This is a genomic window from Sphingomonas sp. (genome assembly GCF_031426035.1).
Taxonomy (GTDB): Bacteria; Pseudomonadota; Alphaproteobacteria; order Sphingomonadales; family Sphingomonadaceae; genus Sphingomicrobium.
Genome location: NZ_JANPKO010000055.1, coordinates 1 through 10,805 on the forward strand (window position 1 = coordinate 1; position 10,805 = coordinate 10,805).

Genomic DNA, 10,805 nt, shown 5'->3' on the forward strand with positions numbered 1-10,805 from the left:
GGGTGCCCCCGCCGACCCCGGTGACCACCGCGAAAAAGATGAAGGTGACCAAGGTTTGGCGCTTCTCGGCGGCGAGCAGCGCTCCCGAGATGGCGAACACGCCGATGCCGAAATAATCGAGCAACTCGAGCGCCAGCGGGATTGGAACGGCGGGGGTCATCGGTCCCTTGTAGCTGCGACTTTCCCGTTCGTCCTGAGCGGCGCGAAGCGCAGTCGATGGGCGGGGCGCAAACGCCCTTCGACTACGGGCTCCCGCCCTCCCCACAGGACGAACGAGGTTGGGTTCGTCGTCTGAACGATATAAACGCGCGCCATGAGCGACGATAGCAAAGCGCCCGCATCAGGCGGCATTCCGACCCTCGAGGACTGGCAGCATTGGACGTGGGTGATGGGCCGCGCCCAGCAGATGCTGATGGAGCAATGGGCCGACTCGGCCGCCAAGGACGGCGCACCGGCAGCGTGGGGCGCGCCGGGCGCGTTCGGCTTCGGCGGCGCGCCGGGCGCAGCGGGCCCGGGATATCCGACCGGAGTGGCGGCGCCCGCGACCGACCCGATGGCGCTGATGGCTGCGGGGGCGCAGGCCTGGGCGCAAGGCCTCGAAACCTGGGGGCGGATGATCGGCATCGACCCCTCGGCCAAGGCGGAAACCCGCGACCGCCGTTTCGCCGCGCCCGAATGGCACGACAACCCGCTCTACGACACGATCAGAAAGACCTATCTCGCGCTGGCCGACAAATTGCTCGGGCAGGTCGAGGAGATCGACGGACTGGACGAGCCGGCGCGGCAGAAGCTGCGTTTCGCCACGCGCAGCTTCGTCGACGCGATGAGCCCGTCCAATTTCGCGTTGACCAACCCCGAGGTGATGAAGCGCACGATCGAGACCCGCGGCGAGAATCTGTTGAAGGGCCTCGCCAACATGCTCGACGACGTCGCGGCCGGGCAATTGTCGCAGACCAAGGCCGGCGCGTTCGAGGTCGGGCGCAATCTTGCGACAACCCCGGGCAAGGTCATCCACGAAACGCCGCTGTATCAATTGATCCAGTACACCCCGACCACCGACGAGGTGTTGGCGACCCCGGTGGTGGTGTTCCCGCCGTGGATCAACCGCTTCTACATCCTCGATCTGACGCCCGAGAAGAGCTTCGTGAAGTGGTGCGTCGACCAGGGCATTTCGCTGTTCATGGTGAGCTGGAAATCGGCCGACGAAAGCATCGCCGACGTCGGGCTCGACGACTATGTGCTCAAGGGCCAGGTCGACGCGATCGACACCATCCGCGGCCTGCTCGACGTGCCGAGCGTGCACAGCATCGGTTATTGCGTCGCGGGCACTACGCTCGCCGCGACGCTCGCTTACCTCCACGCCCACAAGCAGCAGGACAAGGTCAAGTCGGCGACCTTCTTCACCGCCCAGGTCGATTTTTCGGAAGCGGGCGACCTCAAGCTATTCCTCGGCGATGAGACGATGGGCCTGCTGACCCAGCTGACCCAGGACAAGGGCTTCCTCGACGGGCGCTATATGGCGGCGACCTTCAACCTGCTGCGCGGGCGCGACCTGATCTGGAGCTATGTCGTCAACAATTACCTGCTTGGCCAGGAGCCCGCGCCGTTCGACCTGCTCCACTGGAACAGCGACACCACAAACCTTCCGGCCGGCTGGCACCGTAATTATCTCGAGACGCTGTACCGCGGCAACAAGCTCGCCGAGCAGGGCGGGATCAGCGTCGCCGGCACGCCGATCGACCTCAAAACTGTCACCACTCCGACCTACATCCAGGCCGGCCGCGAGGATCATATCGCGCCGCCGCAGAGCGTGTGGAAGGTGATGGACCATTTCGCCGGCGAAAAGCGCTTCGTGCTCGCCGGCTCGGGGCATATCGCTGGCGTGGTCAACCCGCCCGCCGCGGGCAAATATCAGTATTGGGTCAACGAGACGCCGTGCGGCACGCTCGACGATTTCGTGAAAGGCGCCACCGAGCAAAAGGGCAGCTGGTGGCCCGACTGGCTGGCCTGGCTCAAGCAGCAGGACCCCAAGACGGTCAAGGCAAGCGGCGCACGGGTGCCGGGCAAAGGAAAATTGAAAGCGATCGAGGACGCGCCGGGGCGCTACGTCAAGGAGCGGTGAACGAGCTCCGAATCCGCCGCGCCTTGCCGCCTGAGCACTTGGCGCTCGAGGCCTTGCAGCGGCGCGCGTCGCTCGCCGATGGCCTCTATCGCGAGCAACTCGAGGCGCACCCCGACGCAATGGCCATTCCGTTGGAGCAAGTTGAGCGAGGCGAGGTGCTGGTCGCCGAAACCGGCGGGACGATCGTCGGGCTTGCAGTGGTGATCGTGGGCGAGAGCATGGCCGAGCTCGACGGGCTGTTCGTCGAGCCCGCTTACTGGCGCACGGGCATCGGAACCGCGCTCGCCGATGCCGCCACTCATGCCGCCCGCCGCGCAGGGTGCAGCCTGGCCGTAACCGCGGGTCATGCCGCGCGCGATTTCTATTCCCGCTGTGGCTTCGTCGTCGAGGGCGAGGCCGAAACGCGCTTCGGCCCCGCGTTGCGGATGTCGCGCTAGGCGGCGATCACAGGATCCCGCCGCCGAGCGAGAGGCGGATCACGCCGACGACGATCACGAAGATATTGAGGTTGCGCCCGGCGGTGCCGCTCGAGGCCATGCCGATTACCGCGCCGATGATCGCCAGCGGGATGATCAGCCAGTTGGCCCAGCCGAGCAACGGCAGGAAGGCGATCAGGCCGAACAGCAAGGCGACCACGCCGATGACCAAAGAAACAATGTTGAGCATGGCGCGATCTCCTGCGGGCGACGCGGGGCGTGTAGCAGCTAGTGCGCGGTTTCCACAGGTGAGATGCGCGCCAACACCTTCTCGCCGCAGCGGATGGTCAGCGATCCAACCGGTTCCTGTGACGGCCACTCGCCGCGCACGTCATGGGTGACGATCGCCTGGGTCGCCGGGCCCGACGGCGGGGTCGCGACCAGGTCGACCACCACCTGAACGGGATAGCTTTCCATCACCCGGATGTCGCGCCAGGCGAAACTGTAGCCTCCGGTCGGGGTGTCGGCCTTGCCGATCACGATCAGGGTCGGGCGCGCGTTGGGGCCGGGCATGGCGTTGACCCACGCTTTCCACTCGCGCGAGGCGAGGATGCCGCACGGCCGGGCCTCGGCCGCTGGCGGCTCTATCTGCGGAGGTGGGGCGTAGGGCGGCGGGGGCGGCGCCGGATACGGCGCGCACGCGGCAAGCAGCGCCAGAGGAACGAGGAAAATCGGTCGGGTCATGCCACATGCAATGCAGAGCGCGGCTGTCCGGTTCCTTACTCGGGCATTGCTGGGGTGGCGCGGGCGTTGCGCAGCAGCGCGGTGACATACAGCAGCAGCGCCGCCCAGATCGCCCCGAACGCGATCGCGTGGGCGGTGGTGAAACGCTCGCCGTAGACCAGCACCGCGAGCAGGAATTGCAGGGTCGGGGCGAGAAACTGGAGCATCCCCAGCGTCGAATATTGCAGCCGGCGGGCGGCCGCCGTGAACAACAGCAACGGCGTCGTCGAAACGATCCCGGCCAGCGTCAGCAGCGCGGTTTCCTGCGAAGTGGCGCCGAACACCGGGTGGCCCGCGGCGATTCCCCACGCCAGCCACGCGATCGCGATCGGCGCCAGCAGCGCGGTCTCCACCGCGAGCCCGGCGACGGCATCGACCGGCGCGATCTTGCGCAGCAGGCCATAGGTGGCGAAGGTCACGCACAGGGTCAGGCTGATCCACAACTGGCCGAGCGCGCCGGCGGCGAGCGCGGCGATCCCGGCGGCGGCGAGCGCCACCGCGGCCCATTGCAGCGCGCTCAACTTCTCCTTGAGCACGACCCGGCCGAGCACGACGTTGGCGAGCGGGTTCAAATAGTAGCCGAGGCTCGCGGCGAGGATGAAGCCGGCGGTCACCGCATAGACGTAGAGCAGCCAGTTGACCCCGATCAGCAGCGCGGTGACGGTCAGCAAGGCGAGCGTGCGGCGCTGGGTCAGGGCAGTGCGCACCTCGCCCCACCCCCGGCCGACCCACAGAAGAACGGCCAGGAACGGCAGCGACCAGGCGATGCGGTGGGCGACGATGTCGACCGCGGGGATCGCGCCGACCAGCTTGAAATAGACCGGCAGCACGCCCCACAGGCCGTAGGCGCCGAGGCCGAGCAGCAGCCCGCGGCGGGCAGCCGAGTGCGGATCCGGGGTGGACGCGTGATTCATCCAGCGCGCGCCTAGACGCGCTCAACCGCGAGTAAAAGGGGATGATCAACGATCCGTTGGTTGAAACCCGGCGCCATGGGTGCCACCTGCGTGCGATGACCCGCCACCGGCCGAGCATGCGAACGCTTGGGCCGCCAGTGATGCTGGCGGCACTGGCGGTGCTGGGTGCCTGCTCGGCCGATCCCAAGCCGCGCCCGCAGGTCGCCAGCGTCACCATCGAGCCGCCGCGCAAGTCCGACGTGTGGGTGCGCGTCGCCACCGACGCCGACGAAAGCCGGCTCGCGCGGATCGGGCTGGCGTGGCAATCGGCGCTCGCCGACGCCAATGCCGCGTCCGCCCGCGCGGTGACCGAGGAAGGCCAATTGCTCGATCCGCGCGCCGCTCTGCCGCGCCCAGCGCCGACCCCGGGCAGCTATAATTGCCGCCTGATCAAGCTCGGCAAGGCCACTGCGCGGGGCGAGGCGATCGAGAAGTTCAAGCCGTTCTTCTGCTATGTCGAGGTCGAAGGGCCGCTGCTGACGATCGTCAAGCAGACCGGCAGCGAGCGCCCCGCCGGGCGGCTGTGGGAGGACGACCGGCCCGAGCGGCTGATCTTCCTCGGCAGCCTCGCGCTCGGCAATGAGGAGCAGCCGATCGCCTATGGCGACGACCCTAAGCGCGACATGGCGGGCGTGCTCGAGCGGATCGGGCCGTTCCGCTGGCGTCTGGTGATCCCGTGGCCGCAAGGCTCGTCCAAGCTCGACGTGTTCGAGCTGACGCCGGTGGCCGACCAGCCCGAATGAGCGCGGCGGCGGGCGCGCTGGCCGACCCCGAGGAAGTCCGCGCGCACCTGATTGCCGCCGCCGGCGCGCGGCAATCGATCACTTATTCGGAGCTGTTGGGCTTGCTCGGGCACAGTTTTTCGCGTCCCAAAATGCGCGCCCTGTGCGCGGTGCTGACGACGGTGGACGAGGAGGCCGCCGCGCGCAGCGAGCCCGAGCTGGCGGTACTCGTGGTGCGCCAGTCGGACGGGCTGCCGGGGCAGGGCTGGTGGGTCGGCTGCGCGGCGCAACACGGCTATCGCGGGCCGTGGGAAGGGCCGTCAGCGAAGCGCGTGATCAAGCGGCTGCAGGCCCGCGCGTTCGACTATTGGCAGGCGAGCCGCTAAGCGCGCCGCCATGAGCGAGCCGCGCAGTTTCACCATCACCGACGACGACGACGGCATCCGCCTCGACCGCTGGTTCAAGCGCCACATGCCCGAGGTCAGCTTCAACCTGGTGTCGCGCTGGGCGCGCACCGGGCAGCTCAGGATCGACGGCAAGCGCGCCGCCCCGGGCGACCGCGTCGAGTCCGGCCAGTCGATCCGCGTGCCGCCCGCCGAGGCCGCGCCCGAGCGTGCCGCGCGGCCGGCGCGCGCGCGGGTCGAGCTGACCCCGGAGGAGCAGGAGCTGGTGCGCGAGATGGTCATCTTCCGCGATGGCGACGCGCTGGTGCTCAACAAGCCGCCCGGCCTCGCCACCCAGGGCGGGACCAAGACCCACCAGCACCTCGATCGCTTGCTCGATGGGCTCGCCGATGACGATGGCAACCGCCCCAAGCTGGTCCACCGCCTCGACAAGGACACCTCGGGCGTGCTGCTGGTCGCCCGCTCGGCGCGCGCGGCGGGGCATTTCTCCAAGTCGTTCTCCGGCCGCACCGCGCGAAAGGTCTATTGGGCGCTGGTAGTCGGCGTGCCGTCGCCCGACCAGGGCCTGATCGACCTGCCGCTGGCCAAGCAGCCCGGCACCGGCGGCGAGAAAATGCATGTCGATGTCGAAAACGGGCAGGCGGCCAAGACCCGCTGGCGGCTGATCGACCGCGCCGGCAACCGCGCCGCGTGGGTCGAGCTCCAGCCGCTGACCGGCCGCACCCACCAGTTGCGCGCGCACATGGCGGCGCTCGGCCACCCGATCGTCGGCGACGCCAAATACGGCGGGCCCGAGGCGTTCCTCACCGGCGGGATCAGCCGCAAACTGCACCTGCACGCGAGGCGGCTGCGGATCGATGCGCCGGGCGGCAAGCCGATCGACATCTCGGCCGAGCTGCCGGCGCATTTCTCCGAGAGCCTGGCGACGCTGGGCTTCGAGGCGATGGCCGGCGACATGCTGCCGCTCGACACGCCCGATCCGGCCAAGTCGCTCGAAACCAAGCAGCGCCGCACTGCCGCCGCCGCCAAGACCCGCCGCCGCGAGCGCAAGGGCGAGCGGCGCGCACGCGGGTCGGCGCGGGGCGCCGCGCCGCCACCGCGCGGCAAGCGCTGATGCACCCCAACCGCAGCTTCGATTGGGCCGGCCAGGCGGACATGCTCGCGTTCGCCGCGGCGCGCGGCTTCGCCCATATTTTCGTTGCCGGCGACGGCGGCCTGTTCGTTGCCCACGCGCCGCTTCTGGTGACCCCTGCCGGGCGCATTCAGTTCCATCTCGCGCGGCGCAATCGCGCTGCCGGCCACTTTCCAGGCCAGGCCGTGCTGATCAGCGTCAGCGCGCGCGACGGCTATCACAGCGCTAATTGGTACGCCTCGGCCGACCAGGTGCCGACCTGGCATTACGAAGCGGTCGAGATCGAGGGCGCGGCGCGGGCGATCGATGAGCCCGAGCTGGTCGCGCATCTCGACCAGCTCAGCGAAACGATGGAGGGCCGCTATTCGCCTGAGCGGCCGTGGACCCGGGCCAAGATGGGTCCGGGCAAGTTCGAGGCGATGGTCCAGGCATTGATCGGGTTCGAGGTTGCGCCAACCGCGGTCCGCGGCACGCGCAAGTTCAACCAGCACAAGCGCCCGGCGGATCTCGACGCCACCATCGCCGGGCAGAGCGGGGCTGGCCGCGAAGACATCGTCGCGGCAATCCGCGACGTTACGGGGCGGGCATGAACCGGCTCGCCCTGTTCGACTGCGATGGGACCTTGGTCGATAGCGCCGCGACCATCGTCGGCGCGGTCTCCGAAACATTTTCTCTCCACCGGCTCGACATCCCGGAGCCGCAACGCTGCCGCCGCGTGATCGGGCTGAGCCTGGTCGAGGCGATGGCCGAGCTCGCCCCCGCCGGCGACCATGCCGCGCTGGCCGAGACCTACAAGAACTGCTTCATCCGCGCCCGCGCCGAGGGCCGCGTCGAGGAGCCGCTGTTCGAAGGGATACTGCGGCTGCTCGACGCGCTCGAGGGTGACGGCTGGCTGCTCGGCGTCGCCACCGGCAAGTCCGACCGCGGCCTCAAACATTGCCTCGACCTGCACGGCATCCACGCGCGCTTCGTCTCGCTGCAAACCGCCGACCGCCATCCATCCAAGCCGCACCCGTCGATGGCGCTTCAGGCGATCGCCGACGCTGGCGCGGCGCCCGCCACCACCATCGTGATCGGCGACACCGCGTTCGACATGGCGATGGCGCGCGCCGCGGGCGCGGTCGGCATCGGCGCCGCGTGGGGCTATCACGAGCCGCACGAATTGCTCGCCGCCGGGGCCGCATCGGTGGCGGAGCGGCCGAGCGACGTGCTCGCGCTGGCGACCCGGGTGAAAGGCACGCAGGATGCATGACGAAGCGCTGTGGAAGCGCCGCTTCCTGACCTTCACTTTGCTCCGCCTGGCCGGGCTGGCGACCTTTTTCGCGGGCATCTGGATCGCGTTCGGCGATGTCGTGCGCCCGGGCGGCTGGCCGGCGGTCGGCGCGGTGCTGGCGATCATGGGCGCGATCGATGCATTGTTCGCGCCGCGCCTGCTAAAGAAAATGTGGGAGCGCGAGGACCGGTGAAGCGCTTCTGGACGGCGGCCACGGTGGTGGCCGACGGCGACGGCTGGGGAATCGAGCTCGACGGGCGCCGTGTGCGCACCCCGGCGCGCGCCATGCTGACCGTGGCGAGCAGGCCGCTGGCCGACGCCATCGCTGCGGAATGGGATTCGGTCGGCGAGCGCCTCGACCCGCGCGCCATGCCGCTGACCGGGCTCGCCAACGCCGCGATCGACCGCGTCGCGCCCGACCCGGCGGAGTTCGCCGCGGCCCTCGCCAAATATGCCGAGGGCGACCTCACTTGCTACCGCGCCGAAGGGCCACCCAAACTGATCGCGCGGCAGGCCGAGCAGTGGGACGCATTGCTCGCCTGGGCCCGGCGCCGGTTCGACGTCGATTTCGTCACCACCTCGGGCCTGCTCCACGTCGCCCAGCCGGCGGCGGCGGTCGAGCGGCTGGCACATGCGGTGGCGGTGCTCGATGCGTTCCGCCTCGCCGGGTTATCACCGCTGGTCACGCTCGGCGGCTCGCTGATCGCCGCGCTCGCGGTGCTGGAAGGCGCGGTCACCCCCGATCAGGCGTGGGCCGCGGTCAGCATCGACGAGGCATGGCAGATCGAGCAATGGGGCGACGATGCCGAGGCGGTCGCCGCGATGGCCGGGCGCCGCCGCGATTTCCTCGCCGCCGCGCGCTTCCTCGAACTGCTCGACTAGCGCCCGGCGACGAGGTCGCGGACGAAGGTCACCAGCCCGGCCTGGCGCGAGCGCTTGAGCCGCTCGGCGGCGACGATCGCGCGCACTTCCTCGAGGCACGCCACGCTGTCGCCGTTGACCAGCACATAGTCATATTCGGCCCAGTGGCTGATCTCGCCCGCCGCGCGCTCCATCCGGCTGGCGATCACTGTCGCGCTGTCGGTTCCGCGCGCCTTCAAGCGCCGCTCGAGCTCGGCCATCGACGGCGGCAGCAGGAAAATCCGCACCAGATCCTCGCCCATCGCCGAATGCAGTTGCTGGGTGCCCTGCCAGTCGATGTCGAACAGGATGTCGCGCCCGTCGCGCAGCGCCGCCTTCACCGGCGCCTTGGGGGTGCCGTAGCGAAAATCGAACACCGGCGCCCATTCGACGAACTCACCGGCGGCGACCATCGCGTCGAACGCGGCATCATCGACGAATTTATAATCGACCCCGTCGCGCTCGCCCGGCCGCATCGGCCGCGTGGTCGCGCTGATCGACATGGTGATCGCGGGGTCGGCCTCGAGCAGCATCCGGCTGATCGTCGACTTGCCGGCACCCGACGGCGAGGACAGGACGATCAGGAGGCCGCGGCGGCGGCGGCCCGATGGCTCGTCGATCGGCAGGTCCATAACCGTTCTTGGTTCGGCGGGCCGTGCCCGTCAAGCGGTGAATTGCTGCACTGCACAACTTTCCGCTTGAAATGGTGCAGCGCAATGCTTATTGTGCAATGCAGCAATTCATGGAGAACACCGAAATGGCCGACATCACCAACACCCAGGCGGCGCAGGCCGCTGCCGACGCCCCCGCCAAGCTGGCGAACACCGTCGCCGCGACCACCGTCAAGATCGCCAAGGACGGCGAGAAGGCCGCCAAGCGCGCCCGTGCCTCGACCGCCCGCCGCATCAAGCGTCAGGCGAAGGCCGCGACCGCCAAGACTGCCACCACCACCCGCCGCGCGAAGAAGACCGTTCGCCGCGCCAAGCGCACCGTCCGCGCCACCGTCGCCGCTGCGACGCCGCGCACCGAAAGGAAGAGCACGATGAATTTCGACACCAACAATTGGTTCGCCGGCCTCACCGCCACGCCGACCGCCGCGCCGTTCCAGTCGCTGTTCGCCGATGCCGGCGAGCGCAGCCAGGAAGCCGTCAAGAAGTCGCAGAAGGTCGCCAGCGAGCTGGCCGACCTGACCCGCGCCAACGTCGAAGCGCTGACCGAAGCCGGCCGCATCGCCGCCGAGGGCGTGCGCTCGATCGGCCAGGACGTCGTCGCCAATGGCCGTGACGGCATCGAGAAGGCCGCCGACGCGGTTCGCTCGCTCGCCGAAGCCAAGTCGCCGACCGAGTTCGTCCAGATCCAGAACGAGCTCGCTCGCACTTCGTTCGACCGCATGGTCGCCGAAACCTCGCGCCTGACCGAGTCGATGGTCAAGCTCGCCGGCGAAGCGTTCCAGCCGCTGTCGAACCGCGCCAGCATCACTGCCGAGCGCGTCAACCAGTTCGTTGCCTGACCCTCTCCCCTCCTAATCAGGTAACGCTGACGGCCGCCCGCGTATTCGGGCGGCCGTCTTTTTTTGCGCAAGGCCCATCGCCAACCGCCTTGCGGGAGGTTCGCGGCTTGCCATATCTAGGTTCCATGGAGTGGCAGTTGACGATGAGCGGCGACGAGCCGGGCCGCGGTGACGGCATCGACGACAGCGAGACCGGCGTCGCCACCCGCACGCGCCCACGCACCAAAAAGCCGTCGAACTATAAAGTGCTGATGCTCAACGACGACTACACGCCGATGGAGTTCGTCGTGCTGGTCCTGCAGAAACTGTTCTCGATGAGCATCGAGGATGCCACGCGGGTCATGCTCCAGGTGCACCAGCAAGGCGTCGCGGTGTGCGGCGTGTTCACCTACGAAGTGGCCGAAACCAAGGTCACCCAGGTGATCGACTTCGCCCGCGAGAACCAGCACCCGCTGCAAGCAACGCTCGAAAAGGCCTGAACGCGCGCCGCTTGTAACGCTACCGTCACACGCTAAAGCGCCGCGATGGACAGCATCTGGATCCAGGGCGGCAAGCGCCTCGAAGGCAAGATCCCGATCTCCGGCGCCAAG

At 68.9% G+C, this 10,805-nt stretch carries 16 protein-coding genes; 11 read left to right on the forward strand and 5 right to left on the reverse strand.

Translation table 11 applies throughout. From position 1 onward, the window contains the following. On the reverse strand, positions 1 to 160 hold a 160-nt coding region (locus tag RMP08_RS03355), incomplete at its 3' end, for a TRIC cation channel family protein (RefSeq protein WP_310467590.1). 153 nt (positions 161 to 313) lie between these two features. On the opposite strand from RMP08_RS03355, the gene RMP08_RS03360 reads away from it, so the two are divergent. Both RMP08_RS03360 and RMP08_RS03365 read left to right on the forward strand, forming a co-directional pair. Then, a complete protein-coding gene (locus tag RMP08_RS03360) occupies positions 314 to 2,122 on the forward strand; it encodes a class I poly(R)-hydroxyalkanoic acid synthase (protein ID WP_310467575.1) in 1,809 nt (602 codons plus the stop codon). Then, positions 2,119 to 2,559: a GNAT family N-acetyltransferase gene (locus tag RMP08_RS03365; RefSeq protein ID WP_310467576.1), complete on the forward strand. Its 441-nt coding sequence runs from the start codon at positions 2,119 to 2,121 to the stop codon at positions 2,557 to 2,559. Before RMP08_RS03360 ends, RMP08_RS03365 begins: the two co-directional genes overlap by 4 nt. 7 nt (positions 2,560 to 2,566) lie before the next feature. Here the strand turns inward: RMP08_RS03365 and RMP08_RS03370 are convergent, their stop codons facing one another. The 3 genes from RMP08_RS03370 to rarD are packed head-to-tail and all read right to left on the reverse strand — an operon-like array spanning position 2,567 to position 4,235. Next, on the reverse strand, positions 2,567 to 2,788 hold the full coding sequence (locus RMP08_RS03370) for a hypothetical protein (protein ID WP_310467577.1): 222 nt from the start codon (positions 2,786 to 2,788) through the stop codon (positions 2,567 to 2,569). A 38-nt stretch (positions 2,789 to 2,826) separates the two neighbouring features. Continuing rightward, a complete protein-coding gene (locus tag RMP08_RS03375) occupies positions 2,827 to 3,282 on the reverse strand; it encodes a hypothetical protein (protein ID WP_310467578.1) in 456 nt (151 codons plus the stop codon). Between the two features lie 35 nt (positions 3,283 to 3,317). Further along, positions 3,318 to 4,235, reverse strand: coding sequence for an EamA family transporter RarD (gene rarD / locus RMP08_RS03380; protein ID WP_310467579.1), 918 nt, complete (start codon positions 4,233 to 4,235; stop codon positions 3,318 to 3,320). Positions 4,236 to 4,330: 95 nt separating this feature from the next. On the opposite strand from rarD, the gene RMP08_RS03385 reads away from it, so the two are divergent. From RMP08_RS03385 to RMP08_RS03415, 7 genes are read left to right on the forward strand one after another with little or no spacing between them, the layout of a single operon-like run. Next, complete coding sequence (locus RMP08_RS03385; protein ID WP_310467580.1) at positions 4,331 to 5,017, forward strand: DUF4893 domain-containing protein; 687 nt, start codon at positions 4,331 to 4,333, stop codon at positions 5,015 to 5,017. Further along, entirely contained in the window at positions 5,014 to 5,382 is a 369-nt protein-coding gene (locus RMP08_RS03390) for a ribose-phosphate pyrophosphokinase (protein WP_310467581.1), read from the forward strand. The genes RMP08_RS03385 and RMP08_RS03390 overlap by 4 nt, the downstream gene beginning before the upstream one ends. 10 nt (positions 5,383 to 5,392) lie before the next feature. Beyond that, positions 5,393 to 6,514, forward strand: coding sequence for an RluA family pseudouridine synthase (locus RMP08_RS03395; protein WP_310467582.1), 1,122 nt, complete (start codon positions 5,393 to 5,395; stop codon positions 6,512 to 6,514). Further along, positions 6,514 to 7,122: an FMN-binding negative transcriptional regulator gene (locus tag RMP08_RS03400; RefSeq protein WP_310467583.1), complete on the forward strand. Its 609-nt coding sequence runs from the start codon at positions 6,514 to 6,516 to the stop codon at positions 7,120 to 7,122. The genes RMP08_RS03395 and RMP08_RS03400 overlap by 1 nt, the downstream gene beginning before the upstream one ends. Beyond that, positions 7,119 to 7,784 carry an HAD-IA family hydrolase gene (locus RMP08_RS03405; protein WP_310467584.1) on the forward strand — a complete coding sequence of 222 codons (666 nt, stop codon included), beginning with the start codon at positions 7,119 to 7,121 and terminating at the stop codon, positions 7,782 to 7,784. Before RMP08_RS03400 ends, RMP08_RS03405 begins: the two co-directional genes overlap by 4 nt. Beyond that, positions 7,777 to 7,998, forward strand: coding sequence for a hypothetical protein (locus tag RMP08_RS03410; protein WP_310467585.1), 222 nt, complete (start codon positions 7,777 to 7,779; stop codon positions 7,996 to 7,998). The genes RMP08_RS03405 and RMP08_RS03410 overlap by 8 nt, the downstream gene beginning before the upstream one ends. Continuing rightward, complete coding sequence (locus RMP08_RS03415; protein ID WP_310467586.1) at positions 7,995 to 8,687, forward strand: ATP12 family protein; 693 nt, start codon at positions 7,995 to 7,997, stop codon at positions 8,685 to 8,687. Before RMP08_RS03410 ends, RMP08_RS03415 begins: the two co-directional genes overlap by 4 nt. On the opposite strand, the gene gmk is transcribed toward RMP08_RS03415, so the two are convergent. Continuing rightward, on the reverse strand, positions 8,684 to 9,337 hold the full coding sequence (gene gmk, locus RMP08_RS03420) for a guanylate kinase (RefSeq protein WP_310467587.1): 654 nt from the start codon (positions 9,335 to 9,337) through the stop codon (positions 8,684 to 8,686). The two genes, RMP08_RS03415 and gmk, sit on opposite strands and share 4 nt — an antisense overlap. A gap of 98 nt (positions 9,338 to 9,435) precedes the next feature. On the opposite strand from gmk, the gene RMP08_RS03425 reads away from it, so the two are divergent. Together RMP08_RS03425 and clpS are read left to right on the forward strand one after the other, a co-directional pair. Further along, on the forward strand, positions 9,436 to 10,215 hold the full coding sequence (locus tag RMP08_RS03425) for a phasin family protein (protein WP_310467588.1): 780 nt from the start codon (positions 9,436 to 9,438) through the stop codon (positions 10,213 to 10,215). 143 nt (positions 10,216 to 10,358) lie between these two features. Further along, positions 10,359 to 10,694: an ATP-dependent Clp protease adapter ClpS gene (gene clpS / locus RMP08_RS03430; RefSeq protein WP_409049763.1), complete on the forward strand. Its 336-nt coding sequence runs from the start codon at positions 10,359 to 10,361 to the stop codon at positions 10,692 to 10,694. The last annotated feature ends 111 nt before the right edge of the window (positions 10,695 to 10,805 follow it).